Source organism: Mesorhizobium sp. CA6 (assembly GCF_020165035.1).
Taxonomy (GTDB): domain Bacteria; phylum Pseudomonadota; class Alphaproteobacteria; order Rhizobiales; family Rhizobiaceae; genus Mesorhizobium.
In genome coordinates this window covers 14,341-39,279 of record NZ_JAIUHI010000020.1, presented here as the reverse complement: position 1 = coordinate 39,279, position 24,939 = coordinate 14,341, and the positions used below count along the sequence as shown (strand labels likewise).

The window sequence follows — 24,939 nt, the reverse complement described above, 5'->3', positions numbered from 1 at the left end:
AGTGATCGTTCCAGGCGCCGTCTTCGGCGTCATCGGCGCGCTGGCCGCCTTTCCGTTGCGTCTCGCCGCGCGCGAGGTCGAGCGCCGCCATGCGGAGCTGAGGCGTGGCGTCACGCGCCGGACTACGCATGTCCTGTTCGGCCGCACGCTTCTCGCCAAGGCGGCGAAATCCGGCGATGCCGAGATAGAGCGCCGTGTGAAGATCGAGCGCGAAGCAGGCCGCGCGCTGATCAGCGAGAGCGGTTTCCTGCGCCTGCTTGGGCTGATGAAGGCGCCCGACGCCTCGTCGCTCTCCAGGCAGTCGCTGATCGACCAGTCGCGACTCGCCGGCGACGAACTCGACCTTCTGTCGCTGTTCGATGCCTTCGAGCATGACGGCGAACCCTATTCCTTCCGAGACCTGATCCTCGCGCGCAAATATGCCGGGCTGATCGCCAGCGGCGCCACTTGGGGCGCGATCGCGCGCTCGGTGCATCGCTCGGGCCCGGTCGCCTCGCTTACCGCCAAGTCGCTCAATCTAGGCTCGCAGCATGGCCGCCCGGATGCGATCTATCTCGACGAAGGCAGGAGCGAGCTCGACGGCCAGCTTTTGTTCGACCTCGGTTCACCCGAGGATGACAAGCTGGAGGAATTGTTCGCCGAGGCCGAGATGGCAGAAGAGGAGGGGCGCCACGACGATGCGGCCGCGCTCTACCAGCGTTGCCTGGCGATCGGTCCCAAGGATGCGATTGCCGCCTTCAACCGCGCCAATTGCCTGCGCGGCGCCGGCCGGGTTACCGAAGCCGCGCATGATTATGCCCGCGCGATAAAGCTCGACCCCGGTTTCGTCGAGGCCTGGTTCAACCTCGCCGGCCTGATGAGCGACGAGGGCAAGGTGGCATCGGCAAGGCGCCATCTGCAAAAGGCGATCGCGCTCGACAGGGCCTATGCCGACCCGGTGTTCAACCTGGCTCGGCTGGAATTCGATGCGGGTAATCTGATGGAGGCCCGCCGGTTGTGGGTCCGCTATCTGGAATTGGATGCCGAGTCCGAATGGGCGCGGACTGCGCAAAAGGGAATCCAGTTCGTGGACCTGCACATGGCGCGCACGGCGGGGTGAGCGCCTTTTCCTTCTCCCATTGTGGGAGAAGGTGGATCGGCGCGCCAGCGCCGAGACGGATGAGGGGTGCTGGAAGGAATGAGACGTTGGTGACCTTGTCGCAAGTAGGAGTATTGAAGGGCGTATCCGCCAAGCTGGAGCACCCCTCATCCGTCCGAGCTTCGCTCGGCCACCTTCTCCCACAAGGGGAGAAGGAGAGATTGGCGCTCCCATGACCCACTTCCTCTTCGACGGCTTCGACACCGCCCCTGTCACCATCCTGCTCGCGCACGGCGCTGGCGCACCTATGGATTCCGCCTCGATGGCCGCCACCGCCAAGGCGCTCGCGGCCGCCGGCTTTCAGGTCGCACGCTTCGAGTTCCACTATATGGCCGCGCGCCGCTACGGCCATCGCAAGCCGCCGCCGCGCGCCGAGACGGTGAACCCGGAATATGTGAAGGCGATCGCCGATCTGCGCGCCAAGGGCATGACCGGAAAGCTGATCATAGGTGGCAAGTCGATGGGCGGCCGCGTCGCCTCGATGGTCGCCGACGAGATGTTCGCCAAGGGCGAGATCGCCGGTCTGGTCTGTCTCGGCTATCCGTTCCATCCACCGGGCAAGCCGGAGCAGTTGCGGACAAAGCATCTGATCAACTTGAAGACGCCGACGCTGATCTTCCAGGGCACGCGCGACGAGTTTGGCACCAAGGAGGAAGTCGCGACCTACGGCCTTTCTCCTGCCGTCGAGGTGATCTGGGTGGAGGACGGCGACCATGATTTGAAACCACGCAAGGCGATCTCGGGTTTTACGGCGGGCGATCATCTGAAGACGGTGGCGGAGACGATCAAAATCCGGATGACGGACTGACTACGCCGCCAAGTCTGCCGAGATTCAGGTCAGGCCGAGTCGAAAATGGTGGTTTCCGAGAACCGGAGCGGAGCGTACGTAAAGTACGTGAGCACCGGAAGCGCAGGAAGCCGCCATTTGCAGGCCGGCATCACCTGAATATCGACGGACTTGATGAAACTCGCCACCTTCAACATCAACAACGTCAACACCCGGCTGGACAACCTGCTGGCTTGGCTCGCCAAGGCAAAGCCCGACGTCGTCTGCCTGCAGGAGTTGAAGGCGCGCGACACGCAGTTTCCGCTGACCCGGCTCGCCAATGCCGGCTATGGCGCTGTGTGGAAGGGCGAGCCGACCTGGAATGGCGTCGCGATCCTCGCGCGCGGCGCCGAGCCGGTGCTGACACGCGATGCGCTGCCCGGCGACGATGCCGACCGCCAGGCGCGCTACATCGAGGCGGCGGTCGACGGCGTTGTCATCGCCTGCCTCTACGCGCCGAACGGCAATCCTCGACCGGGGCCGAAATTCGACTACAAGCTCGCCTGGCACGACCGCTTTGCCGCGCATGTGGGTGAGCTCCTCGACACCGGCCTGCCGGTGGCGCTCGCCGGCGACTTCAACATCGTGCCCGAGCCGCGCGACATCTATGAGACCCGCTCCTATGACGACAACGCGCTGGTGCAACCCGAAAGCCGCGCCGCCTTCGCCGCGCTGATCGCGCAGGGCTGGACAGACGCGTTGCGAAAGGTTTTTCCCAAGGAGGAGAGGCTCTATACTTTCTGGGACTATCGCCGGAACCGCTGGCCGCGCGACGCCGGCCTGAGGCTCGACCACATCTTGTTATCGAAGAAGCTCGCTCGAAAATTGAAAGGGGCGGGCATCGACCGCGAAGTGCGGGGAGGGGACAATCCAAGCGACCACGCGCCGGTCTGGGTGGAGTTGGCAACCTGACCTTCACCCGCAAGGTGAGAAGGGAAAGCTGGCGCTGTCCCGCCAGCATCTCAATCCTGACTCGTCCATCGCAATGACTTGCGGCATCGATGCCCAACGCTAATCTGCTGCAAACTTGGATGGGGGGACAATTTCATGCACGCGGTCTTGAACGGCGATCTCCAACCATCGCCTCTCCGCCATGGCTGACACCGCCCTCGTCGCGCTTATCTCAGCCCTTGTCCTTGCCGGCGCCATCGCTCTCATTGCGATCGCGCTGCGCCGGCGCCGCAAGCGCCGCAGGGCGCGCGGCAATCCCGATCCGGCGGGCGACTACGCGCCGCGTGCCCACTGGGCGCCGACATCCGGCAAGCTCAACTTCTCGTCCTTCGTCTACATGGATGTCCACGGTGACGGCGCCTATGGTCAAGCCGACCGGCCGATGGCGGGCATCGTGGTGCGGCTCTATGACGAGCGCGGCATTTTCCTGGCTTCGGCGCGCAGCAACGCCGCCGGTTTCGCCAATTTCCCGATGTCGTCGAAGCGCCGCAGCGCGGCGATCCAACGGCCCGGCAGCTACCGCTTTTCCGTCTCGGTGCCGTCCGGCTGGCGCGCCAGCAGCGCCAATCAGGACCAGGCGGTGCGTATCGCGGATGCGCCCGGATCCATGGTCGGCCTCGCCGGCGAGGCCTTGCCGAAGCCGGTCGGGCTCGCGCCGGGGCGGACGTTGAACGGCAGGACGCCGGCCGCGACGGGCGTCACGCTGTCGGTCATGGCCAAGGGTCAGTTGCTTGAGAGCCGGGCGCTGCCCGCCGACGCGGCCTTCCGCTTCCCGCTCGGCGTCGAGGCCGATGAAATCGTCATTGCCGGTTCGGGGCTCGACCGAAGGCTCAAGCTGTCGGCTTACCCGGTCGATCTCGGCCTGTTGGCGCGCGGCGCGCTCGCGCCCGACGCTGCACTCAACGCCATCGGCTTCGACGACATAACCCCGCGCGGCCTGTGCAAGGTGCCGTCCGGCCATGCCGGGCTCGACTGGCGCAATCTCAACGCCATGGCGCGCGACCACACCGCCAACAGCGAGGGCTATGTCAACGGCAATGTCTCGGGCGCCTACATCGCCTATACCAGCAGCGGCCATCCGGCCGAGTTCGGTCGCGCCACACCCTTCGGCTTCCACTCGGTGATGCTGACCGCGGCCTGGCTGGCCTCGGAAGGCGAGACCGCGCTTGTCGAAAGCTGGTTAGGGGAGGAGCTGATCGCCAGCGATGAGATCGCGCTGTCGGCGCTGGCACCGGTTCAATACGCGCCCATGTTGCAGGCGGTGACGCGTGTGCGCCTGTCGACAAAGCATTACTGGCAGATGGTACTGGACGATCTGGTTCTGGCGCTTTGACTTATGCTGACCAAAAGTGCCGAAATTCTTGCGATATCTCAAGCAAGGCTAACGCGCGCCGCCCCAAGGTCTGCAACGCGTCTTTGGCTCAGAATACGACGGAAGCTGCGCCGTTAGCGGTGATTGCCGAAAGCCTGTCCTTCTTGACCAATGTCGGCCTCACATAGGTCTTCTTCATCTACGCTCTCCCAAAGATTGCGCCGCTCGATCTCAAACACACGTTCGCCGTCAAGTAAACTCCCGGGCAAGTCCTTCCCCGTTGCGCATTCCTGCTACTGTGCGGAAATTAAATCGTCAGGTTCAAACACCAGCGCTGCCGCCGTTGACCACCGGCGAACCCGCCACCACCGCCGAAAGCTTGCCCTTGCGGACAAGAATCGGCTTCTCGTAAATCTTCTTCATCCCAAATTCCCCCCGTTAGTCAGTGCCGGCAAAAGCACCGATGATTTCATCAAACCGGCGAAGGCAGCGAACCCGCCACAACCGCTGAAAGCTTGCCCTTGCGGATCAAAACCGGCTTCTCGTAAGTCTTCTTCATAAGATTGCTCTCCTAGAAATCCCCGGCGGATAATCTCACATAGGCAATTTCTGTCAATCACCGGCTCCAGCGGGCTGTTCTGCTCCTGGGGATAGCGTTCTACTGATAGAGCCGCCGCCCAATAGTGGGCGACCGCGCCGGCCGGAACCGGATGCGAAGGATATCGTCCGGCGAAGCTGTGTGACGTCTTGCACTTAGCCTTGGCAGCAAGCTCGGCTAGGATCCCGGGGCCGGCTCGCTGCCGCCGGTTGCAACGCTGCGGGGCGATGGGAGGAGACCGATGAAAAGATCGACCGAAAGGCTGCTGGCGCTGGCGATGTTGATCGTCGGCATTGCCTGTTTCGCCAAGCTCTATGCGGCGCTGGGCGGCAGGCCGACGGCGACGGCGCGCCTGGAAGTCTTCGGCGCGGCCGGCGTGCTGTCGGTCCTTGCCGGGCTGCTTTTCCTCGCCGGTCTGCTGCCGGGCGCCGTCAGGCACGATCCGGCCGCCCCTTTGTTCGGCCGCGACGCCGAGATCGCGCCGGCCGGCCATTCGCGGCTGCGCCGCGCAGCGCTCGCTTTGCCGCTGTTGGCCCTGATCGTCATCGTCGCCGACCAGTTCGGTTGGCGGGCGCCGGGCGCCGAACCGGCGAAGGAAGTCGCCACCGCGCCGGCAGATCCGGCGCCTCGATCGCCCAAACCGAGGCCCGAGCCGGAGGCGAGCGCAAAACCTACCACGCCCGAGTCGAGCATCGAGCCAGCCTTGCCCGCACCCGCACAGCAAGAGGCTGCAAAGCCCCCGTTGCCCGAGCCGGTTGCGGCTCCCGTTCAGCCGGCGCCGACAGCCGTTCCACCGGCCGAGTCCGCGCCGCCGCGGCCTGCCCAGCCGGCAGAGCCGGTCCAGCCAACCCAGCAGACGGCGCTCGCTCCCGCAACGCCGCCGCAGACGGTGGCGCCGCCTCCACCGGCGCCTCCGGCCCAGCCGACCGCGCTGGAAGGCCACCGCGACGCCGTCGTCTGGCTGGCGGTGTCGGCCGACGGCCACCAGATCATGAGCGCCAGCACCGACCGCATGATCAAGCTCTGGGATATCGAGGGCAAGCGGCTGATCCGCGACCTTGGTGAGCACAAGGACATGGCGCGCAGCGCGCTTTTCATGCCCGATGGCAAGACCGTGCTCACCGCCGGCGACGACGGCGAAATCGTGCTGCGCCAGCTATCCGACGGCACGGTGCTGCACGTCTTCTCCTAGGGGCGAACGGCGGCGTCAGGCAACTGAAGATAAGCCTGGACGGCAAGCTCGCCGTTAGCGGTCACGACACCGGTTCCGTCGTCGTTTGGGACCTGGGGAAGGGAGCGGTCTTGCATGTGCTGCCGGGCCGCGACTGGTCGGTGAGTTCCGTCGCCATCTCGCCCGACGGCACCAGGGCGCTCACCGGCAGCATCGACGGTGAGCTGAAACTCTGGGACATCGTTGCGGGCAAGCAACTGCGCAGCTGGCTCGGCCACGAGCGAGGCGCCTATGGCGCGGTCTTCCTGGCCGATGGCAACCACGCGGTGACCGGCAGCGGCGATTACACGATAAAGCTTTGGGACCTCGACACCTTCAAGGAGGTCCGCCGCTTCGAGGGGCATTCCGGCACAGTCTATGCGCTGGCCTTGTCGGCCGACGGCAAGCGCCTCGGCTCCGTCTCGCTGGATGGCACCGCCAGGATATGGAACATGGATACCGGTGCCGAAATCGCCGAATTCGACCCCGGCACTGGTCCCATGTACGCGGTCGCCTTCGCCGCCGACGGCACGCTATTGACCGGCGGCATCGACCGCGCCATCCGCGACTGGCCGGCGGCGGGCGGGGATGGCACGGTGCTGTTTGCCGGGGCGCCGGAGTGAGTGTGACGTTGGAGGTGGGCGAAAAGCGGCCTCGACAGCCGATCTCGCCCAAGTGGGGAAAAATGCCCGGCAGAGCAGATGGGGCGCCACGAACGGCGCCTGTCAGAAGGAGACCTGTACAAGGACTCTCCGAGCAGCCATCGTCGCCGCATGAGCAACACTGCCGAATCCACTTATTTTGTCCTGCAGCAGATCGATCCTGCGACCGGTTCGGCTATCGCTGAGGCTCGAATCCGCGTCTTGGACCTGAAAAAGCTTGGCGCGGTTCTGGGTTGCGGCAACACACAACTATCAGGCTCATGGGAATTGGACCCGGGAGATATTCAAAGGCTGGGCGCGATATGCATCCCACCTCGCGAGCTTGATCCGAGGCTCAGTCGCATCGAGCCCTGGCATCCAATCCGCGAGACACCGTATCTCGTTCACACGAATTTCGAGCTGCCGCTGATGCTTGAAGGTCGCAAGCCTCTGGCGGTGTTCCAAGACGCCTATCCGGTGGAGTGGTTGACGGAAATGCTGACCCGCTTCGACCCGTTCGTCCGTTCGGGTCGGTTGGTGCGCCGCATAATCGACACGCCCTTCACCGAGGCCGAGCGCGCTCGCTTCTCAAAGTTCGAAAGATGGCGGCGCGCCTTCTTCGCACTCCCCGGCGAGGAATGGCGAATAGACGCATATCTGCTGGCATCGAAAGTCTCCGCCAAGACCGGCTGGAACGAAGCCCTCGAACGGATGGAGGGCTCGCTTCTCGGCTATGAGGATTGGCAGAATGATTGGTGGGTTGGGCGTAGAGCACGAGGGCGAGAGGGGGGCATTCGTCCGGAAAAATGAATAGCGCCCTTGGATTACCTGACAGGCCGGCTGGACAGCCCCCCTGGCCTGCCGGGCATCTCCCCCGCAAGGAGAAAGATTGGCAGTTCCTGCGACGGCACCCTCTCTGCAGCGTCGCTGATTGGCGAAAGCCGTCGCGATATCCAATCTCCCCCCTTGCGGGGGAGATGCCCGGCAGGGCAGAGGGGGTGTGACGGAACGCAGCTTCTGTAAGGGAATTCGCTCGCCATCATGCTCCACCTCGTCGAAGCCTCGATCGCCGATCTGCGCCGCGCGCTGGAAGACGGCACCGTCACCAGCGTCGAACTTGTCGCTGCGTATCTGCGGCGCATCGCCCATTACGACCGCCACGGCATCGCGCTCAACGCCGTGCCCATCCTCAACCCGAAGATGTTCGAAGAGGCGGAAGCATCCGACCGGCGCCGGCGCGAGGGCAAGACGCTCGGATCGCTCGACGGCATCCCCTACACCGCCAAGGACAGCTACAAGGCGAAGGGCCTGACAGTTGCAGCCGGCTCGCCGGCCTTCGAGCATCTCACGGCGAACGAGGACGCCTTCACCATCGCCAGGCTGCGCGCCGCGGGCGCGGTGCTGATCGGCCTCACCAACATGCCGCCGATGGCCAATGGCGGCATGCAGCGCGGCGTCTATGGTCGCGCCGAAAGTCCGTACAACAAGCATTTCCTCACCGCCGCCTTCGCCTCCGGCTCCTCTAACGGCTCGGGCACCGCGACCGCAGCCAGTTTCGCCGCCTTCGGGCTCGGCGAAGAAACGTGGTCGTCCGGGCGCGCGCCCGCCTCCAACAACGCGCTGGTCGCCTACACGCCCTCGCGCGGCGTGATCTCGGTGCGCGGCAATTGGCCTTTGGTGCCGACCATGGATGTAGTCGTGCCGCATACGCGCAGCATCCCCGACATGCTGGAGCTGCTCGATGTGATCGTCGCCGACGACAACGAGACGCGCGGCGATTTCTGGCGCGTGCAGCCTTGGGTGAATATCCCGAAGGCATCCGAGCTCAGGCCGGCGAGCTATGCTGCGCTTCCTCTGCAAGGCGCACTCAAGGGCAAGCGGCTCGGTGTGCCCAGAATGTATATCGGCAAGGACGAAGGCGCCGACCGCCCGATCGAGACGCGCGCCTCGGTGCTTGAGCTCTGGCGGCAGGCGGCGCGCGACCTTGAATCACTCGGCGCCGAGGTGGTCGAGGTCGATTTCCCTGTCGTCTCCAACTACGAACGCGACCGTCCGGGCGCGCTGTCGATGGTCGACCGCGGCCTTGTGCCGCCGGAATTCGCCGAACGCGAGATCTGGGACCTGTCCATCTGGTCCTGGGACGATTTCCTGCGCGCCAATGCCGATCCGGCGATCCCCGATCTCGCTTCGGTCGACGGCGCAAAGATCTTCCCGCAGCCACCGGGCACGTTGCGCGACCGTTACGGCGAGGCCGATTTCGATCTGGCGCAGTATGTCGAGCGAGCGAAGCGCGGGGTGGCGTCGCTTGCGGACATCCCCACCATCGAGGCGGGCCTGAAAGGCCTGGAAGCAACGCGCCGCGCCGACTTCGAAGACTGGCTCGATGCCAACCGGCTCGACGCCGTGGTGCTGCCGGCGGTCGCCGATGTCGGTCCGGCCGATGCCGACATCAACGAGGCTTCCGCCCGGCTTGCCTGGCGAAACGGCACCTGGGTCGCCAACGGCAATCTGGTCTGGCGGCATCTCGGCATCCCGACGGTGACGGTGCCGATGGGCACCATGGCCGATATCGGCATGCCCGTCGGCCTCACCTTCGCCGGCAAGGCTTATGACGACGTGGCATTGCTGACGATCGCCGGCGATTACGAGCGCTCCACAAGGCGCCGCACCGTTCCGCCGCGCACGCCGGCGCTGGCCGATGATGTGTTCGAGGGCAGGGGCGCGGCGAGTCGTGTTGGCGATCCCCCGCTCACGCTGGCGCTCACGGCTGAGACGACCCGCGACGGCGACACTGATGAGATCGCGATCGCGCTGGAGACCGCCGACGCGGCGGTGGTGAAAGTCCACGTCAACGGCGAGCCGGTTTCCATGCAAGGCAGCGCTAAGCGATTCACCGGTCGCGTGATCGTGCCGGCCACGACCCATCAAGGCTTCCACAGCGTCTGGCGCGGCGCCTATGGTTCGATCGTCACGGCCATTGTGAGGTCGCAGGATGGGCGCGTCAGCGGGGCGTATAGGGTGACGGGTGGGATTGGATAGCTTCCTCCTTCACAAGCGGAGAGGAGAAGATCGAGCTACTCGGTCCAATCCACCACCAGCGCCACCACCCCGAACAGCGCTCCAACCGCGCACACCGCGTTCCAGCCGCCCCAGGTCCAGGCGATGCCGGCAAGCAGCGAGCCGATCGCGCCGCCGATGAAGAAGATGCCGACGAACAGCCCGTTGATGCGGCCCCGCGCCTTGGGCTGCAGGAGATTAACTGCACGGCGGCCCAGCGTCTGGTCGCCGGTGACGCCGAAATCGAGCAGCACGGCGCTGACACCCATCAGGATGAGCGGCAGCCATGCCCCGGCTTTGGCCGCCCCGGCCCATGCGGCGAGGCCGAGCGCCGCAATCAGCACGAGATGGCAGAGGATCGTGGCGGTGCGCGTAAAGCCGCGGTCGCCGGCGCGGCCGAAGATCGGCGTCACAGCCGCGCCGCCGGCGCCGACAAATGCGAACAGCGCAATGCCTTTCTGGCCAAGGTCGAAAGGCGAGGCGGACAGGCGTAGCGCCACCGCCGTCCAGAACACGCTGAAAGCCGCCATCACCAGGCTCGCGGTGAAGGCACGACGCCGCAGCACCGGTTCCTGACCCAGAAGTCCGACCAGAGAGGCGATGAGCCCCGCATAGCTCGCATGCGCCAGAGGCTTGCGCCTTGGCAAGGCGAGGCCGAGCAGGATGGCGAGCAGCCCAAGTGCCGCGGCGCTGATGCCGTAGAAGGCGCGCCAACCGAAGGCGTCGGCGACGAGGCTGGCGATCGGACGCGAGAGCAGGATGCCGATCATCAGCCCGCTCATCACGTCACCGATAACGCGCCCGTCCTGTCCCGGCGGCGCCATCGAGGCCGCGACCGGCACCAGCACCTGGATGCAGGAACAGGCCGCCCCAAGCACGAACAGCACGGCAAGCAGCGAGGCGGCCGACGGCGCGAATGAAGCGACCGCCGCCGCCAGCGCGGCCGCGCACAGCATGCGCAGCACCAGCACACGGTTCTCGACCAGGTCAGACAGCGGCACCAGGAAGAACAGTCCGGCCGCATAGCCGAGCAGGGTGGCCATCGACACTAGGCCGCTTTCCGATGCCGCCGCGCCCAGCGACGGTCCGATCAGCCCGACCAGCGTCTGCGGCGCGAACAGATTGGTGACGATGATGCCGACCGAAGCGGCGAACAGCAGCGTCTGGGATCGCGTGATCGTGCCGCCGCCGGCATGCGGCGACGGATCGGCGAACTCGGCCGTCGCGATCCGGGCGTTGTCTGTTCCGTTCATGGGTAGCCTCGCTGTTTGCATATCTCGCGAGGACTTTATTCGCGCTGATCATAATGCTACAATTGAAATTATTTGATAATGATTATGCGAGATACGCATGAACATCCATGACCTTGAAGCCTTCGTCGCCGTCGTCGAAACCGGCTCCATCGTCGGCGCCTCTGCCAGGCTCAATCTCACCCAGCCCGGCGTGACGCGCCGGGTGCAGAATCTCGAGGAGCGGCTGGCGACGCCTTTGCTCGACCGCCAGTCGAAGCCGCTCAAACCCACCGCATCGGGTCGCGAGGCCTATGAGCATGGCCGTCGGCTGCTGCGCTCGCTGGAGGATCTGAAGGCGGGCGTCTCGCCGGCCGGCGAGGTGAGGGGCGAGTTCCGCCTCGGCATCATGCCTTATCTGTCGACCAGCGCGCTGTCCGAGCCGCTCGACAGTCTTCGCGCGTCCTTCCCGCAATTGACGCTGAATATCACCTCCAGCCTGTCGCCGCGCCTGGTGGAGCAGGTGCTGCACAGCGAGATCGACGCGGTCGCCGTCTGTCTGGCCGAGGGCGTCGCGCCGCCGCCGGAGCTCGTCGGCGACGATCTCGGCGTGCAGGCGGTGCTGCTGGTGGCTTCGCCAGGCCTCGGCGTGCCGAAGCCGGCCGAGCTCAACGATCTCGCGCGCTATCCCTGGGTGCTCAACGAAACCGGCTGCGGTTTCCGCGCGTTCATCCGCCATCGCTTCGAGGCGGCGCGGCTGCCGTTCCATGTCGGCGTGGAGGCGCAGGGCGCGGATCTGAGAATGTCGCTGGTGGCGCGCGGCCACGGCATCGGCGTCGTCACGCCGGGCGCGCTGTCCGGCAGCCAATGGCGCGACGCGGTCGAGGTGGTCGACTGCCCAGGCTTCAAGCCGCAGGTGCGCTGTTGGCTGCTCCACCGCCCGCCGGCCGGCAGGCTGGCGCGTCCGATCGCGGTGTTCCGCGATGCGCTGGCGGAGGCGCTGAAGGGGCCGATGCCGCTGATGTCGTAGAAGCCAGGTGCCTTATCTTCCCCCTGACAGTGGAAAAAGCGATTTCAACATCTTGGCAAAGCGAAGTGTTAGAGACTGCCAGAGGGAGTGGGTTGCACCGTCCGTCGAGTTCGCTATCTCCGGGTCTTGTGATCGGGGCAGAGAGGCGAGCCACGAATCCCAAAACTTCTGCTGCATCGAGACGAACACGGGCATCACGTCATAGCCATCGTCAAATATATTGACTAAGTCGCTCTTCTTGGGACGCTCGCCCGTTTTCACTTTGCAGACCACCAATCCTCGACTCATCTCTGTCACGGTGCCTTCAGGGAAAACATTGGCGCTCGCGCCATAACAAAAGGGTATTAGTCCTTCCACTTCGAGCTGATTGCGGATTTGGCATTGGGCTTCGAAATAGTCGTCTTCTTCAGCAGCGATGACTTTATTGCGATAGCTGCAGGTGAGCCTGCATCGGGTCCCCGCATCGTGCGGCGTGAACACCGCCTGCTCGTCACCTCCCGTGCCTCCTCCGATCAGGAATACGGTGTATTGTTCATCCATTGTCATCCCCCGATCTCTCGATCATCTTAGTTGTGATTAATCCTGAATGCAACTAAAAATTGTAGCGAGTTGCTGCTTGTTGGCTCCTGCCTCGTCCTTGACCCGCCCCCCACCCACGCTATCTTCGCGCCATGCCAGACACAGCCCCCTCCGCCGCCGCGCCGCTGATCGTCATCGACCTGCAGACCGGCATGTTCGACGGTCGGTTCGATCCGCCGATCCATGACGCCGACACGATCGCCGAGCGTGCCCGTCGGCTGATCGACTGGGCACGGCGTTCCGGCCGCAAAGTAGCGTTCATCCGCCATGACGGACCGGAAGGCGATCCGCTGGCGCCGGGCGCTTCCGGTTGGCCGGTATGGCCGCTGCTCGGTCAGGCCGCCGACGAACCGACCTTCGGCAAGACCGTCGGCAACGCATTCTCGAATCCCGAACTCGTTGAATGGGTGGCGGGACACGGCGCGAAGGACGTCGTGCTCCTCGGCGCCCAGACTGATTTCTGCGTCGCCGCCACCGTGAAGGGTGCCTTTGCCGAGGGATTTGGCGTCACCGTGGTTTCGGACGCGCATTCGACGCTGGATTCTTTGGAGGAAAACGCGCCCGACATCATTGCCCGCCACAACAAGGCTTTCGCGGGGCAGGGCGTGCGGATGGCGACGACGGCGGAGTTGATCGAAGGCTGAGCGCGCCTTCCCCTTCTCCCCTTGTGGGAGAAGGTGGCCGCGAAGCGGCTGGATGAGGGGTGTTCCAGGGAATGCCAGCGTCTCACTCCGCTGGAACACCCTCATCCGTCTTGTCGCTACGCGCCGATCCACCTTCTCCCACAGGGGGATAAGGGAGACCCCCAACCTCAGGAGCCCATCTTGCCAAGTCTTTCTCTTCCCGCCGAAGGAGGCTGCCGCTGCGGCCGCGTGCGCCTGAAAATCTCGGCAAAGCCGCTGCTCACCATGGCCTGCCATTGCACGGGTTGCCAGTCGATGTCGTCCAGCGCCTATTCGCTGAGCGCGGCGATCCCCTCGGAAGGTTTCGAGGTGACGAAGGGCGAACCGGTGGTCGGCGGCCTGCATGGCGCCTCGAAACATTATTTCTGCGGCTACTGCATGACCTGGATGTTCACGCGGCCGGAAGGGATCGACTGGTTCGTCAATCTGCGCCCGACCATGCTCGACGACCATACTTGGTTTGCGCCCTTCATCGAGACCTGGACGTCTGAGAAATTGCCCTGGGTGGCGACGGCGGCCGTGCACAGCTACGCGACGTTGCCTGCCTTCGAGGAATATGAGCCGCTGGTCGCCGAATACGCCGGCACCCAAGGCTGAGTAAAAGCGGCCGGTCGAAAAGGCGACCCAAGGCGCGGTCGCCGTTGGCGTTTCCGGTCATGGTCGACACGGCCGTTGGGGGCGCATTGTTGGGGATGTGCTTGGGCGTCCGCGTCGACCACGGCGGCCTCATACCGCAGGCTTCACCATGGCACATTTGCCGCCCGCTGAAACTTCCGCGAAAACGGTATATGGCAGCCGTTGAACTTGCCTTCTTCCATAAGGAGAGAAGGCAAGGCGAAACACTTTCTATCCCTTGCCGCATTGACCTCGTCCGTTCGACCGGCGACGACTGACGCCTTCCTTGTCAACGGATTGCATCGTGGATCAGACTCATTTTCTCAACGCCAGGCTTGCCGATGGCTCGCTCCGTGACCTCACCGTTGCCGGTGGCCGCTTCAGCGCCATCGCGCTTGCAGCCAATGCGACGATGCCGCCGTCCGGCGCTATCGACCTCGCCGGCCAGCTCGTCCTGCCGGCTTTCGTCGAGGGCCACATCCATCTCGACACCTCCTTCTACGACGATGTCTGGCGCCCGCACATTCCCTGCACCAACGGCTTCGACGTGCGCGAGCGGGTTGCCTTCCAGATGCGCAACCTCGAGCAGGCAGCACCCATGGCGGAGCGGGCGAGAAACCAGCTCGAGCTCTGCGTTGGCAATGGCAGCCTCGCCATGCGCAGCCATGTCATGGTCGACGCCGCGGTCGGGTTGAAGCATGTGGAGGCGATCCTTGCGGTGCGGGAGAAATACCGCCACCTCATCGACGTCCAGCTCGTCGCCTTCCCGCAGAGCGGCATTCTGTCCTCGCCAGGCACCGCGGAGTTGCTCGACGAGGCGCTCAAGCTCGGCTGTGACCTGATCGGCGGGCTCGACCCGGCAAGCTTCGATCGCGACGTGAAGGGCCATCTCGATGTGGTGTTCGGCCTTGCCGAAAAACGCGGCGCCGGTATCGACATCCACCTGCATGACCGCGGCACACTCGGCCTGTTCGAGATCGAGGAGATCGCCGCCCGGACCGCGACAATGGGCATGCAGGGAAAGGTTGTCGTCAGCCACGCTTACGGGCTGGGCGACATCTCCGCCGATGCATTGGCCAAGGCTGGCGAGCGGATCGCCGGCGCCGGCGTCGCCATCATGACCAACGCGCCCGGCGATCATCCATTCCCGCCGGTGGCGGCGCTGCGCAAGGCGGGCGTCACCGTCTTCGCCGGTTCCGACAACATCCGCGATTCATGGTGGCCCTATGGCGATGGCGACATGCTGAACCGCGCCAACATGATCGGCTACCGCTCCGGCTTCTACGAAGATTGCGAGCTGGAGGCCGCCTACGACCTGGTCAGCCACGCCGGCGCCAAGGCGCTGGGACTCGAAGGCTACGGCATCGCTGTCGGCGCCAAGGCGGATTTCGTTGCGCTGAAGGCCGAGCATGTCCCGGAAGCGGTGGTGGCGGTGCCAAAGGATCGCACCGTCTATCGCGCGGGCAGGGAAGTGGCGCGAGGCGGGAAAGTGGGGCCGAAAACCAGGTGAATTAGAAGCCGTTAATTTGTTGCCGAGCTACAACTCGCGCTATCGCCTCCCTCTCGGAGACGTGAATCAACCCATCAAGGCAACCAGCCCAAGCGTCTGACATGCAGGTCATGCAAGCTCCTGGTTTTCATGCAGACCGCGTGGCTGATCCTGCAAACTAATTTGCATGCATATGTTTCAAGCCGTTCCGGCTTCGTGAAGCATTTCACCGTTCGCGCGCAATCCACCGGTTACAGACGCATCGCAAAAGCGACGCCGGGAAGAGGCGGCACCGGTTTTCCGCCGCTGATTTAGGAGGTTTTTCATGTTCAAAAGTCTCAACCGAATCCGCGCCGCCTTCGCGCAGGCCAGCAAGCGCCGCCGCACGGCGCGCGAGCTTAACGAGCTGCCGACGGAGATTCAGAAGGACATCGGCTGGCCTGACAGGACCGAGCCTGACGAGATCCGTTTGCCGTTCTAATCGCGCGGCCGCCGGAGCCGGAGCGCCGCGGCCCTGGCAGCCCGATCTGAGTGGCCGCTACGCCAGCCACCACCACAGGGCGCCGATGGCCAGCGCGATCAGAACCGCCACGCCGGCAAGCATCAGATAAGATCCCACGATCATCTCGTTGATGATCTTCTTGATGCTGGCGCGGTCATTGAGATTAGGGAAGGGTTCGTTGGGCATCGCGACGCCAAGGAAATTGCAGAGCGGCGCCCAGCCGTCGCTGACCTTGAAGACGAGCAGCTTCTCAGGCGGCACCGCCGCCTTCACCTCGTCGATATAGGAATTGTAGCGCGCCACCGCTTTGTCGCGGTCGTTCATCACGCCCTTCAGCGTTCTGCCCCAGACCAGCTTGCGCGACATGTCGCCGAACTTGCGGCCGAACGGCGTCAGCCATTCCAGCACCCTGAACTGCCAGACATTCTCGGTGAAGTAGATCGTGTCGATGGTGCTGTCGTACCAGGCTTCGGCGCCGCGGGGATGCAGCGTCAGAAGCACCTTGGCTTCCGGATAGGCGGCCATCAGCTCGCGCCACACGCAGCAGCCCGGATTGTCGACGGTCGCCCGATACTTGGCGAAGACCCGGTTCCAGTCATGCTGCGCGCCGGGCGGGCTGTTCGCCACCTTGCGCCAGAAGTCGAGATGGCCCTTGTTGGCCTTGTTGATGATGACTTCCTGCATATGATAGCTCGGAAAGCCGAGCCTGTTCAGCGCGGCGAAAGTCGACCACGTGCCGGTGCGGCCAAAGCCGGCCCCGATGACCTCGAGCGTCATACGCGTTCCCCATTTGCTCCGGATTGATTTTCTATCAACTTTCAGTTTCTGGTCATAATCGTGCGCTGGCCTTGCCGAGCGTGCAATGGCTTTTCATTAGCATTTGCGAAAATCTGTGGGCCAAATGTTGCCTGGACGATGAGCCATGACCGTTTTGTGTATTCACGCGAAAGGCCAGGCCGGATAATAGGTCAACCAAGCTGACCTAAATAGAAGCACGTGGGAGGTGCGTCTTGACCCTGTTGAACCTTCTGGCCTCGCGTTCCTCGCGCATGAAGGCTTCGGAAATCCGCGAGCTGTTGAAGCTGCTCGACCAGCCCGACATCATCTCCTTCGCCGGCGGCATTCCCGACCCGTCGCTGTTTCCGGCCGAAGCCATCGGCGATGCCTACCAGGCCGTGCTGGGCGGCAAGGAGGCGGGCGCCGCGCTGCAGTACCAGGTCAGCGAGGGTTTCCTGCCGCTGCGCAAATGGCTGGCCGCCTATATGGGCAAGCTTGGCGTTCAGTGCGACGACGGCAACATCTTCATCACCTCCGGCTCGCAGCAGGCGCTCGACTATCTCGGCAAGCTCTTTTTGTCCCCCGGCGACACTGCGCTGGTGACATGGCCGACCTATCTCGGCGCGCTGCAGGCCTTCAACGCCTATGAGCCGCGCTACGACCGGCTGAACCCCGCCGGCGGCAACATGACGCCCGAGGCTTATCGCGCGGCAGCGGGGGCAAATGGCGGCAAGGTGAAGTTCGCCTATCTGGTGCCGGATTTCGCCAACCCGACCGGCAATACGCTGGATGCCGAGCAGCGCGAGGCGGTGCTCGACCTCGCCGGCGAGCTCGACATCGCCGTCATTGAGGATGCCGCCTATCGCGCGCTGCGTTACGACGGGGAGGGCGAGCCGCCGATCCTGGCGCTCGACTGCGCCCGCACCGGCGGCATCGATCGTGCACGCACGCTCTATTGCGGGTCGTTCTCGAAGATACTGTCGCCCGGCATGCGCGTCGGCTGGGTCTGCGCGCCGCGCCATGTGGTGGAGAAACTGGTGCTGATGAAGCAGGCCTCCGACCTGCACAGCCCCTCGATCAACCAGATGGTCATGTACCGCGTCGCCGAAACCATTTTCGACGCCCAGGTGGAAAAGCTGATCGGCGCCTACCGAAAGCGCCGCGATGCGCTGCTTTCCGCGCTGGAAGCCGACATGCCCCCCGGCATTTCCTGGAACCGTCCGGACGGCGGCATGTTCGTCTGGCTGACGCTGCCGCAAGGCACGGATGCCACCGAGCTGCTGGCGCGCTCGATCAAGGAGGCGCGCGTCGCCTTCGTGCCGGGCAACGCCTTCTACGCCGACGGCACCGGCCGCAACACGCTGCGCATGTCATTCACGCTTGCCGACGACCGCGCGGTGAACGAAGGCGTGCCGAGACTGGCAAAGCTGCTGCGGGGCTGATCCTCAAGGAGAGATCAGCAGCCGGCCGTCCACTCGCGCAGGCGTGATTGCTCGTGCGCAGGCGTGATTGTCCGCGCGCCCGATTCCTCGGCTAGTGTCGCGACCGATCCAACCCCCTGGATCGACCCGGCCGTAGGGTCCCACCTCCACGGTCCGAACGAAAGAGCCCCGACGGCCTCCACCGGCGGGGCTTTTTCATTGTCCCGGCAGGCGGCCGCGCTAGCTTGCCCTTTTTCGGGCCGCTTTTCGGCTACGCTGCGTCATTCAGGGAGGATCAGATGACCTTGCGCCTCGGCTTCACTTTGCTTGCCCTTGTCGCCTTCGCCAGTCAGGCGGCGGCCTTCGAGATATCCAGCCCGTCGGTGTCGAACGGCAAATGGGACGCGAAATATCTCGGCGACAAAGCCGGCTGTGGCGGGCAGAGCGTCTCGATCGCGCTTGCCTGGAAGGATCCGCCGGCCGGAACGAAAAGCTACGCGCTGACCATGTTCGACACCGATGCCAATGGCGGCAAGGGCTTCTGGCACTGGCTGGCCTGGAACATCCCGGCGAGCGCCAAGGGTCTGCGCGAAGGCGCCGGCGCGCAGGGCGGCAAGCGCATGCCCAAGGGCTCCGTGCAGGGCAAAGGCGGCGTCGGTCGCGCCGGGTATTTCGGCCCGTGCCCGCCGCCCGGCAGCGGCGACCATCACTATGTCTTCACGCTCTATGCGCTGAGTGAAAAGACATTGCGCATACCGGCCAACCCCTTGCCGGAGATGATCTCGGTCGCCGCCAAGAGCTCTGCGCTCGGCCAGGCGACCGTGACATACACATATGGGAGGTAACGGGCGGCCAATCTCCCGCACGAGGGCGAGATTACATTACTCCGCCGCTTGCAGCTTATCCTGCGTCTTCGTCTCGAAGTCGCCGGCGTCGTGGCGCTCGCGCAGCTGGAAGGCCGGATCGCCGGACATGCGGTTGACCATGCGGCCGCGCTTCACCGCAGGCCGCGCGTCGATCGCGTCGGCCCAGCGCTGCACGTTCTTGTATTCGTGCACCGAGAGGAACTCGGCGGAGTTGGTGTAGCTGCGGCCCTTGGCAAGCCCGCCATACCAGGGCCAGACCGCAATATCGGCGATCGTGTAGTCGGGGCCCGCGAGATATTCGCTCTCCGCCAGCCGGCGGTCGAGCACATCCATCTGCCGCTTGGTCTCCATGGCGAAGCGGTCGATGGCGTATTCGATCTTTTCGGGAGCATAGGCATAGAAATGGCCGAAGCCGCCGCCGAGATAAGGCGCCGAGCCCATCTGCCAGAACAGCCATGAGAAGGTTTCCGCGCGCGCCGCGCGTTCGGTCGGCAGGAATGCGCCGAACTTTTCGGCGAGATAGGTCAGGATCGAGCCGGATTCGAACACGCGCACCGGCTTCGGCTCGCTGTGGTCCATCAGCGCCGGGATCTTCGAATTCGGATTGACCTCGACGAAGCCCGAGCCGAACTGGTCGCCGTCGCCGATCTTGATCAGCCAGGCATCGTATTCCGCACCTTTGTGCCCGAGCGCCAGAAGCTCCTCCAGCATGATCGTCACTTTCTGGCCATTGGGCGTGGCCAGCGAGTAGAGCTGCAGCGGATGCTTGCCGACCGGCAGTTTCTTGTCATGCGTGGGGCCTGCGATCGGCCGGTTTATCGAGGCGAACTCACCGCCATTCGGCTTGTTCCAGGTCCAGACTTTCGGCGGGACATATTGGTTCATGTTGAAGGCCTTGTGTTTCGTGAAGGGCGGCATCTGCCACGGATGCCGATAGACTTAGGTGCGGTTCCGCGCGCGTCAAAGAAAAAAGTTCAATCTTCATTGAACTAGCGCTTATGCCAGCTTGGGCGAGGGGAAATCCGCCCTTGCACCGCGCTCCTTCGGCCATACTTATAGGCAGAGACCCGCAACGCAGGATGGATCGATGACCATCGAGAAAATTTCGCGCTCCGTTGTTGCCGTGCGCGCCACGGTTCCGGACGACGCCTTCACCGCCAATGCGCTGGGCACGCGCCGCGAGGGCAGCGGCGTGGTGATCCGCGACAATGGATTGGTGCTCACCATCGGCTATTTGATTACCGAGGCCGAGGAAGTGTGGCTGACCGACCAGGATGGCCGTGTGGTGGCGGCGCATGCGCTGGCTTACGACCAGGAGACCGGCTTCGGCCTCGTGCAGGCGCTGTCGCCGCTCGGGCTGCCGGCGGTCCAGCTCGGCAATGCCAGGAAAGCCAAGATCGGCGATGCCGTGACGCTCGCTGACGGCATCGGCCAGCAGGTCGATGCCCATATCGTGACCAAGCAGGAATTCGCCGGCTATTGGGAGTATCTGATAGACGAGGCGATCTTCACGGCGCCCGCGCATCCGTCCTGGGGCGGCGCCGCGCTGTTCGACCGCGCCGGCAAGCTGCTCGGCGTCGGCTCGCTGCGCCTGCAGATGAGCCGCGCCGGCGAGGTGGCCGACATCAACATGGTCGTGCCTATCGATCTTCTGACGCCGATCCTCGACGATCTGATCAAGCGCGGCCAGGCGGCGAAGGCGCCGCGTCCGTGGCTCGGCGCCTTCTCGGCCGAGTCGAATGGCATGGTGGTGGTGATGAGCGTCGCCGAAGGCGGCCCGGCCGCGCAGGCGGGCCTGCGCCAGGGCGACATCATCTCCGATGTGCGCGACGGCGAAGTCGACGGTCTGGCTGATTTCTACAGAAAACTCTGGCAGAACCCGGCCGGCGCTGAAATTCCGCTACGCGTCGTGCGCGACGGCCGCGAGACATGGCTGCGCGTCAAATCCGCTGACCGCAATTCCTTCCTGAAGAAGCCGCAGCTGCAGTAGGCTCGGAGCGCCGGTGCATCCCAGGTTGCTGAAGACCTTTCTCGCGGTCGCGCGTACCCGCAACGTCACACGCGCGGCGCAGGAGATCCATCTCGCCCAGTCGAGCGTCAGCGACCAGATCCAGGCGCTGGAGACCGAGCTTGGCGCCAGTCTCTTCACCCGCTCGCGGCAGGGGCTCACCCTGACGCCGGCCGGCGAGGCGCTGAAACCTTATGCCGAGGAACTGCTGGCGCTCGCCGGCGACGCGCGGGCCGCCATCGATGCCACGAGGGCCGGGACGGCCGGCACAGTGTCGATCGGCGCGCTGGAGACCATCGCCTCGGCAAGGCTTGCCGGCTGGCTTGCCGGCTTCCGCGCCGGTCATCCCGACATCGACATCAAGCTGAAGATAGCCGGAAGCGGCGAGTTGCTGCGCAGGCTGGGCGACGGCGAGATCGACGTCGCTTTCTGCTTCGAGCGGCCCCCAGAGATCGATGTTGGTGAGACGGACCGCCGCCTTGCCAGGCGCGTCATGGCGATCGAGCCGCTGGCGCTGATAGCGCCGCCCGGCGACAACCGGGCGGATGTCGATCTGGCGACGCTGGCCGAGAAGCATTTCGTCGCCACCGAGACAGGCTGCGTCTACCGCGACATGGTCGACAAGGCATTCGCCGAAGCAGACCTCGGCAATCCCAACCTCGCCGCCGAAGCCGGCAGCATCGACGCCATTGCCGGGCTGGTGGCGGCCGGCGCCGGCTTCGGTCTCGTTCCGCGGATCGCGGTCGCCGCCGCGATCGATCGCGGCGAGGTGTCCGAGCTTGCCTGGCCTGGGCCGGTCCGCTCGGCGGACGTGGTGATGACCTGGCGCCGCCGGCGCGTCCAGCCGCCGGCGCTTAAGGCACTACTCATCGCTTTAGAGGAGGGGTTCGCCTTGGTCACGCCAGGCGGTGCCCGCCCTCGACATGCAGCGTCTCTCCCGTCGTAAAGCCATTGCCGATCAGGAAGCGGATTGCGTCGGCGATGTCCTCCGGCTTTCCGACCCGACCTACCGGCAGTCGTTTCGCCATCGCCGCAAGCGTGTCGTCCTTTTTGTCGCCGACGACGAACTCCCAGATCGGCGTGTCGACCCAGCCGGGCGAGACGGCGTTGACCCGGATCGGCGCCAGTTCGACGGCCAAAGCCCGCACCAGCCCGTCCAATGCGGCGTTGACGGCGGCGACGACCGAGCCGCGCGCCGCCGGCCGGTGGGCGGCAATGCCCGAGACGAAGGTGAGCGAGCCGGCTGACGGCAGCTTCGGCGCGCCGTGCTTGGCGAGCAAAAGCGGCCCGTAGAACTTGCTTTCCACCACCTTTTGCGCGGCTGAAAGCTCGATTTCGGGCAACAGCCGGTAGGCGCCCTCAATGTCGGCCGCCGTGCTGACGATGTGGTCGAGCCTGCCGATGCGCTGAAACAGTGCGGCGACCTCATCCTCGCGGCTGATATCGACCACGGCTGTTTTGAGCGTGCCCGGCTGGCCGAGTTTTTCCCGCGCAGCGTCCAGCTTCGCTTCGCCGCGCCCGGCGATGATGACGTGCGCGCCTTCCTCAAGGCATCGCCTGGCGAGCGCCAGCCCCATGCCCGAGCTGCCGCCGACGATCAGGATTTTTTGCTTCTCCATGCCCATGCCTTTCCTTTGCATGGACAAGGTTTGGCAGACACAGGCGCGAAGCGGAAACGGAAGAAATCGATGGTGGTATCGGAGCCTCCGATGGCATCATGTACCGCCTGCTGACAGAAACTGGCACCAGGGCAGCGCTACAAAAGCATCGGAATCATCCACACTGTTGCGACGAAAGACGAGGTGACGATGGCGCCCATCAAGGTGGATCCGAACAAGGTGCGCGAATTCGCGGATGCCGAAAGCTTCTATGCCTGGCTTGCCGACAACCACGCCAGCGAAAGCGAGGTCTGGATCAAGATCCACAAGGTCGGTTCTGGTCTCGCCTCGATCACGCCAAAGGAGGCGATCGACGTCGTGCTTTGCTTCGGCTGGATCGACGCGGTGCGCAAGTCGCTCGACGAGAGGAGTTTCCTGCAGCGCTACACGCCGCGCGGCAGGAAGAGCATCTGGAGCAAGATCAACATCGACAATGTCGCGCGCCTGATCGAGGCGGGCCGCATGACCGAGCATGGCCTCAAGCAGGTCGAGGCCGCCAAGGCCGACGGTCGCTGGGACCGCGCCTATGGCGGATCGAAGGAGATGACCATCCCGCCCGACCTGCAGGCCGCGATCGATGCCGAACCGAAGGCGAAAGCGGTGCTGGAGAAGCTTTCGGCACAGAACCGCTTCGCGCTCGCCTTCCGCGTCCACAACATGAAGACCGAGGCCGGCCGCAAGAAGAAGATTGCTGATCTGGTGGCGATGTTGAAGCGCGGCGAGACGATCCACCCGCAGAAGAAGTAAGGCATGATCCCGAAATGGTTGCAGGGTTGCCCACTAAGTCCGCAAACAAAAACGCCGCCCGGGAGGGAGGGCGGCGTTTTCGGGAAGCGATGATCCTGAACCCTTAGCAAGCGGTCTCGGATCATCCGGTCATGAAGGCCGCAACGCGTCAGGCCTTATGCGGCCTTCTTCGCAACATGCTTCTTCATCACATGGTGCTTGCGCGCGTGGTGCTTCTTCACGTGATGATGCTTGCGAGCATGATGACGGTGGTGCTTCCTGAGCTTCTTGTGCGGGCCATTGGCGGCAGGCTTCGCCGTCTCGGTGGCCGAGGCCGGAGCAGTGGTCGTGGCGGTCGTCGTGGTCGCAGCGGGTGCGGTTGCTGCGGCGTTGGCTTCGGTGGTGCCGAGCGCCGGCACCGCGAAAGCGAGGGCGATGGCCAGGCCGAGTGCGGAAAGAAGGGTCTTTTTCATAATCGGCGTTCCTTGGGTTGGACTTTTGTCGCGCGCCGTAAGTTCGGCTGCTGCGGTACCGCTTATGACACCCGCTTTTTTCGCGAGTTTTTCCGGACTGTTGAATCTTGTTTCTAGATTGTGTCTGGGGAGGCCTTCGCTCTTGGAATGCGCAAGTGCCCACATGCCGACGGCAAGGGGCGGCGCTTCCGCGGTTACATCTCTGCCGAGCGCGAATCCGGTTGGGTCCCGGCTCATGAGCTGTATTGCATAATGATTGCAAATTCTTCCCGCTAATCAATCGCCGTGATCGATGCGATCTTGCTGACGGCACGAATAACCGAGGATCAGCAGCGATGACCAGTAAGGCAAATCATTCCGGGAAGGTGGCGCTCGTCACCGGCGGCAATCGCGGCATCGGTCTGGAGACGGCGCGCCAGCTTGCGGAACTCGGCTTCACCGTGCTCATCGGTGTGCGCGACCTCGCCAAAGGCGAGACGGTGGCAAGGACACTTGGCAGCGCCGTCGAAGCCATCGAGCTGGATGTCGCCGCGTCCGAGGCCGCAGACCGCGCCGCGGCCGAGGTCGAGAGCCGGTTCGGCCGGCTGGACGTTTTGGTCAACAACGCCGCCATCCATTACGACCCTTCGGCGCAGGCGCTCAGGCCCGACTGGACGGTGATCCGCGAGGCATTCGAGACCAATGTCTTCGGCGCCTGGCGCGTCGCTGCCGCCTTGGCGCCGCTGCTTGGCGCTTCCGGCCACGGCCGTTTGGTCAACGTCTCGTCGGAAGGCGGCTCGCTCGCTTCGATGGGCGCCGGCGCGCCGGCCTATTCGACCAGCAAGGCGACGCTCAACGCGCTGACCCGCATCCTGGCGGCTGAGCTGCGCGGTGCAGGCGTCCTGGTCAACGCGATCTGCCCTGGCTGGGTCGCGACCGGCATGGGCGGCCCAGGCGGCCGTCCGGTCGCGCAAGGGGCGGCCGGCATCGTCTGGGCCGCTACTCTGCCGGACGACGGTCCGACCGGCGGCTTTTTTCGCGACGGCAAGCGGCTGGCGTGGTGAGCAGAAAATAGAAGCTTAAGACAAGCCATTGAAAAGTATAAATTTTCCACTCGGGCGTCGAAAAGTGAGCGTGAGAGTGGAAAAGCCAGACAATGCAAGCACTTAGC

General features: G+C 64.6%; 27 protein-coding genes and 1 pseudogene. 20 read left to right on the top strand and 8 right to left on the bottom strand.

Features of this window, described 5'->3' with window-relative positions:
• The first annotated feature begins 1 nt into the window (after window position 1).
• The 4 genes from LB526_RS25265 (at window position 2) to LB526_RS25250 (ending at window position 4,248) form a co-directional block, all read left to right on the top strand.
• Window positions 2-1,099: a tetratricopeptide repeat protein gene (locus tag LB526_RS25265; RefSeq protein ID WP_411968137.1), complete on the top strand. Its 1,098-nt coding sequence runs from the start codon at window positions 2-4 to the stop codon at window positions 1,097-1,099.
• A 211-nt stretch (window positions 1,100-1,310) separates the two neighbouring features.
• Window positions 1,311-1,946, top strand: coding sequence for an alpha/beta family hydrolase (locus LB526_RS25260; RefSeq protein WP_224630181.1), 636 nt, complete (start codon window positions 1,311-1,313; stop codon window positions 1,944-1,946).
• Window positions 1,947-2,099: 153 nt separating this feature from the next.
• On the top strand, window positions 2,100-2,876 hold the full coding sequence (locus LB526_RS25255; protein ID WP_224601374.1) for an exodeoxyribonuclease III: 777 nt from the start codon (window positions 2,100-2,102) through the stop codon (window positions 2,874-2,876).
• A gap of 181 nt (window positions 2,877-3,057) precedes the next feature.
• Complete coding sequence (locus LB526_RS25250; RefSeq protein WP_224630180.1) at window positions 3,058-4,248, top strand: hypothetical protein; 1,191 nt, start codon at window positions 3,058-3,060, stop codon at window positions 4,246-4,248.
• 88 nt (window positions 4,249-4,336) lie between these two features.
• On the opposite strand, the gene LB526_RS25245 is transcribed toward LB526_RS25250, so the two are convergent.
• Both LB526_RS25245 and LB526_RS25240 read right to left on the bottom strand, forming a co-directional pair.
• Window positions 4,337-4,426: a putative RiPP precursor gene (locus LB526_RS25245; RefSeq protein WP_140840613.1), complete on the bottom strand. Its 90-nt coding sequence runs from the start codon at window positions 4,424-4,426 to the stop codon at window positions 4,337-4,339.
• Window positions 4,427-4,548: 122 nt separating this feature from the next.
• Window positions 4,549-4,650 carry a putative RiPP precursor gene (locus LB526_RS25240; RefSeq protein ID WP_224544599.1) on the bottom strand — a complete coding sequence of 34 codons (102 nt, stop codon included), beginning with the start codon at window positions 4,648-4,650 and terminating at the stop codon, window positions 4,549-4,551.
• Between the two features lie 416 nt (window positions 4,651-5,066).
• On the opposite strand from LB526_RS25240, the gene LB526_RS25235 reads away from it, so the two are divergent.
• From LB526_RS25235 to LB526_RS25220, 5 genes and pseudogenes are all read left to right on the top strand, one after another.
• The gene (locus LB526_RS25235; RefSeq protein WP_224630179.1) at window positions 5,067-6,017 is read left to right on the top strand and encodes a WD40 repeat domain-containing protein; all 951 of its coding nucleotides are present in this window, start codon (window positions 5,067-5,069) and stop codon (window positions 6,015-6,017) included.
• A pseudogene (locus tag LB526_RS29860) lies at window positions 5,984-6,067 on the top strand (hypothetical protein); the annotation flags it as partial. The gene LB526_RS25235 and the pseudogene LB526_RS29860, both read left to right, overlap by 34 nt.
• A gap of 66 nt (window positions 6,068-6,133) precedes the next feature.
• A complete protein-coding gene (locus LB526_RS25230; protein ID WP_224630214.1) occupies window positions 6,134-6,658 on the top strand; it encodes a WD40 repeat domain-containing protein in 525 nt (174 codons plus the stop codon).
• A gap of 150 nt (window positions 6,659-6,808) precedes the next feature.
• Window positions 6,809-7,486, top strand: coding sequence for a hypothetical protein (locus tag LB526_RS25225; protein WP_224630178.1), 678 nt, complete (start codon window positions 6,809-6,811; stop codon window positions 7,484-7,486).
• 231 nt (window positions 7,487-7,717) lie between these two features.
• Entirely contained in the window at window positions 7,718-9,715 is a 1,998-nt protein-coding gene (locus LB526_RS25220; RefSeq protein ID WP_224630177.1) for an amidase, read from the top strand.
• A 35-nt stretch (window positions 9,716-9,750) separates the two neighbouring features.
• Here the strand turns inward: LB526_RS25220 and LB526_RS25215 are convergent, their stop codons facing one another.
• A complete protein-coding gene (locus LB526_RS25215; protein WP_224630176.1) occupies window positions 9,751-10,986 on the bottom strand; it encodes an MFS transporter in 1,236 nt (411 codons plus the stop codon).
• A 97-nt stretch (window positions 10,987-11,083) separates the two neighbouring features.
• Between LB526_RS25215 and LB526_RS25210 the strand changes: the two genes are divergently transcribed.
• Window positions 11,084-11,992 carry a LysR family transcriptional regulator gene (locus LB526_RS25210; RefSeq protein WP_224630175.1) on the top strand — a complete coding sequence of 303 codons (909 nt, stop codon included), beginning with the start codon at window positions 11,084-11,086 and terminating at the stop codon, window positions 11,990-11,992.
• 12 nt (window positions 11,993-12,004) lie between these two features.
• Here the strand turns inward: LB526_RS25210 and LB526_RS25205 are convergent, their stop codons facing one another.
• On the bottom strand, window positions 12,005-12,532 hold the full coding sequence (locus LB526_RS25205) for a hypothetical protein (RefSeq protein ID WP_224630174.1): 528 nt from the start codon (window positions 12,530-12,532) through the stop codon (window positions 12,005-12,007).
• A gap of 131 nt (window positions 12,533-12,663) precedes the next feature.
• Here LB526_RS25205 and LB526_RS25200 point away from each other — a divergent pair, with 131 nt between their 5' ends.
• The 4 genes from LB526_RS25200 (at window position 12,664) to LB526_RS25185 (ending at window position 15,839) form a co-directional block, all read left to right on the top strand.
• Window positions 12,664-13,215 (top strand): cysteine hydrolase family protein, encoded by a 552-nt coding sequence (locus LB526_RS25200; protein WP_095768357.1) that lies wholly within the window; start codon window positions 12,664-12,666, stop codon window positions 13,213-13,215.
• Between the two features lie 180 nt (window positions 13,216-13,395).
• Entirely contained in the window at window positions 13,396-13,851 is a 456-nt protein-coding gene (locus tag LB526_RS25195; protein ID WP_140840625.1) for a GFA family protein, read from the top strand.
• Between the two features lie 322 nt (window positions 13,852-14,173).
• Window positions 14,174-15,379 (top strand): amidohydrolase family protein, encoded by a 1,206-nt coding sequence (locus LB526_RS25190; protein ID WP_224630173.1) that lies wholly within the window; start codon window positions 14,174-14,176, stop codon window positions 15,377-15,379.
• 304 nt (window positions 15,380-15,683) lie between these two features.
• Entirely contained in the window at window positions 15,684-15,839 is a 156-nt protein-coding gene (locus LB526_RS25185; RefSeq protein WP_095768360.1) for a DUF1127 domain-containing protein, read from the top strand.
• 57 nt (window positions 15,840-15,896) lie between these two features.
• On the opposite strand, the gene LB526_RS25180 is transcribed toward LB526_RS25185, so the two are convergent.
• On the bottom strand, window positions 15,897-16,637 hold the full coding sequence (locus LB526_RS25180; RefSeq protein ID WP_224630172.1) for a sulfotransferase family protein: 741 nt from the start codon (window positions 16,635-16,637) through the stop codon (window positions 15,897-15,899).
• A 272-nt stretch (window positions 16,638-16,909) separates the two neighbouring features.
• On the opposite strand from LB526_RS25180, the gene LB526_RS25175 reads away from it, so the two are divergent.
• A complete protein-coding gene (locus tag LB526_RS25175) occupies window positions 16,910-18,079 on the top strand; it encodes a PLP-dependent aminotransferase family protein (protein ID WP_224630213.1) in 1,170 nt (389 codons plus the stop codon).
• 278 nt (window positions 18,080-18,357) lie between these two features.
• Entirely contained in the window at window positions 18,358-18,903 is a 546-nt protein-coding gene (locus LB526_RS25170) for a YbhB/YbcL family Raf kinase inhibitor-like protein (RefSeq protein ID WP_224630171.1), read from the top strand.
• Between the two features lie 36 nt (window positions 18,904-18,939).
• Here the strand turns inward: LB526_RS25170 and yghU are convergent, their stop codons facing one another.
• A complete protein-coding gene (yghU, locus tag LB526_RS25165) occupies window positions 18,940-19,809 on the bottom strand; it encodes a glutathione-dependent disulfide-bond oxidoreductase (protein WP_224601395.1) in 870 nt (289 codons plus the stop codon).
• 202 nt (window positions 19,810-20,011) lie between these two features.
• Here yghU and LB526_RS25160 point away from each other — a divergent pair, with 202 nt between their 5' ends.
• Together LB526_RS25160 and LB526_RS25155 are read left to right on the top strand one after the other, a co-directional pair.
• Window positions 20,012-20,914 (top strand): S1C family serine protease, encoded by a 903-nt coding sequence (locus LB526_RS25160; protein WP_095768364.1) that lies wholly within the window; start codon window positions 20,012-20,014, stop codon window positions 20,912-20,914.
• Between the two features lie 13 nt (window positions 20,915-20,927).
• Entirely contained in the window at window positions 20,928-21,878 is a 951-nt protein-coding gene (locus LB526_RS25155; RefSeq protein WP_224630170.1) for a LysR family transcriptional regulator, read from the top strand.
• Here LB526_RS25155 and LB526_RS25150 read toward each other — a convergent pair.
• Window positions 21,829-22,557, bottom strand: coding sequence for an SDR family oxidoreductase (locus LB526_RS25150; protein WP_224630169.1), 729 nt, complete (start codon window positions 22,555-22,557; stop codon window positions 21,829-21,831). The genes LB526_RS25155 and LB526_RS25150 overlap by 50 nt on opposite strands.
• A gap of 183 nt (window positions 22,558-22,740) precedes the next feature.
• Here LB526_RS25150 and LB526_RS25145 point away from each other — a divergent pair, with 183 nt between their 5' ends.
• On the top strand, window positions 22,741-23,337 hold the full coding sequence (locus LB526_RS25145) for a YdeI/OmpD-associated family protein (protein WP_224544614.1): 597 nt from the start codon (window positions 22,741-22,743) through the stop codon (window positions 23,335-23,337).
• Between the two features lie 155 nt (window positions 23,338-23,492).
• Here LB526_RS25145 and LB526_RS25140 read toward each other — a convergent pair whose 3' ends face one another.
• Window positions 23,493-23,789, bottom strand: coding sequence for a hypothetical protein (locus tag LB526_RS25140; protein WP_224630168.1), 297 nt, complete (start codon window positions 23,787-23,789; stop codon window positions 23,493-23,495).
• A 335-nt stretch (window positions 23,790-24,124) separates the two neighbouring features.
• Between LB526_RS25140 and LB526_RS25135 the strand changes: the two genes are divergently transcribed.
• Entirely contained in the window at window positions 24,125-24,832 is a 708-nt protein-coding gene (locus LB526_RS25135; RefSeq protein ID WP_224630167.1) for an SDR family NAD(P)-dependent oxidoreductase, read from the top strand.
• The last annotated feature ends 107 nt before the right edge of the window (window positions 24,833-24,939 follow it).

Coding starts and splice junctions, on each gene's coding strand:
- LB526_RS25260 (WP_224630181.1), top strand. CDS start 1,311: ATGACCCACTTCCTCTTCGACGGCTTCGACACCGCCCCTGTCACCATC.
- LB526_RS25255 (WP_224601374.1), top strand. CDS start 2,100: ATGAAACTCGCCACCTTCAACATCAACAACGTCAACACCCGGCTGGAC.
- LB526_RS25250 (WP_224630180.1), top strand. CDS start 3,058: ATGGCTGACACCGCCCTCGTCGCGCTTATCTCAGCCCTTGTCCTTGCC.
- LB526_RS25245 (WP_140840613.1), bottom strand. CDS start 4,426: ATGAAGAAGACCTATGTGAGGCCGACATTGGTCAAGAAGGACAGGCTT.
- LB526_RS25240 (WP_224544599.1), bottom strand. CDS start 4,650: ATGAAGAAGATTTACGAGAAGCCGATTCTTGTCCGCAAGGGCAAGCTT.
- LB526_RS25235 (WP_224630179.1), top strand. CDS start 5,067: ATGAAAAGATCGACCGAAAGGCTGCTGGCGCTGGCGATGTTGATCGTC.
- LB526_RS25225 (WP_224630178.1), top strand. CDS start 6,809: ATGAGCAACACTGCCGAATCCACTTATTTTGTCCTGCAGCAGATCGAT.
- LB526_RS25220 (WP_224630177.1), top strand. CDS start 7,718: ATGCTCCACCTCGTCGAAGCCTCGATCGCCGATCTGCGCCGCGCGCTG.
- LB526_RS25215 (WP_224630176.1), bottom strand. CDS start 10,986: ATGAACGGAACAGACAACGCCCGGATCGCGACGGCCGAGTTCGCCGAT.
- LB526_RS25210 (WP_224630175.1), top strand. CDS start 11,084: ATGAACATCCATGACCTTGAAGCCTTCGTCGCCGTCGTCGAAACCGGC.
- LB526_RS25205 (WP_224630174.1), bottom strand. CDS start 12,532: ATGGATGAACAATACACCGTATTCCTGATCGGAGGAGGCACGGGAGGT.
- LB526_RS25200 (WP_095768357.1), top strand. CDS start 12,664: ATGCCAGACACAGCCCCCTCCGCCGCCGCGCCGCTGATCGTCATCGAC.
- LB526_RS25185 (WP_095768360.1), top strand. CDS start 15,684: ATGTTCAAAAGTCTCAACCGAATCCGCGCCGCCTTCGCGCAGGCCAGC.
- LB526_RS25180 (WP_224630172.1), bottom strand. CDS start 16,637: ATGACGCTCGAGGTCATCGGGGCCGGCTTTGGCCGCACCGGCACGTGG.
- LB526_RS25175 (WP_224630213.1), top strand. CDS start 16,910: ATGAAGGCTTCGGAAATCCGCGAGCTGTTGAAGCTGCTCGACCAGCCC.
- LB526_RS25170 (WP_224630171.1), top strand. CDS start 18,358: ATGACCTTGCGCCTCGGCTTCACTTTGCTTGCCCTTGTCGCCTTCGCC.
- yghU (WP_224601395.1), bottom strand. CDS start 19,809: ATGAACCAATATGTCCCGCCGAAAGTCTGGACCTGGAACAAGCCGAAT.
- LB526_RS25160 (WP_095768364.1), top strand. CDS start 20,012: ATGACCATCGAGAAAATTTCGCGCTCCGTTGTTGCCGTGCGCGCCACG.
- LB526_RS25150 (WP_224630169.1), bottom strand. CDS start 22,557: ATGGGCATGGAGAAGCAAAAAATCCTGATCGTCGGCGGCAGCTCGGGC.
- LB526_RS25145 (WP_224544614.1), top strand. CDS start 22,741: ATGGCGCCCATCAAGGTGGATCCGAACAAGGTGCGCGAATTCGCGGAT.
- LB526_RS25140 (WP_224630168.1), bottom strand. CDS start 23,789: ATGAAAAAGACCCTTCTTTCCGCACTCGGCCTGGCCATCGCCCTCGCT.
- LB526_RS25135 (WP_224630167.1), top strand. CDS start 24,125: ATGACCAGTAAGGCAAATCATTCCGGGAAGGTGGCGCTCGTCACCGGC.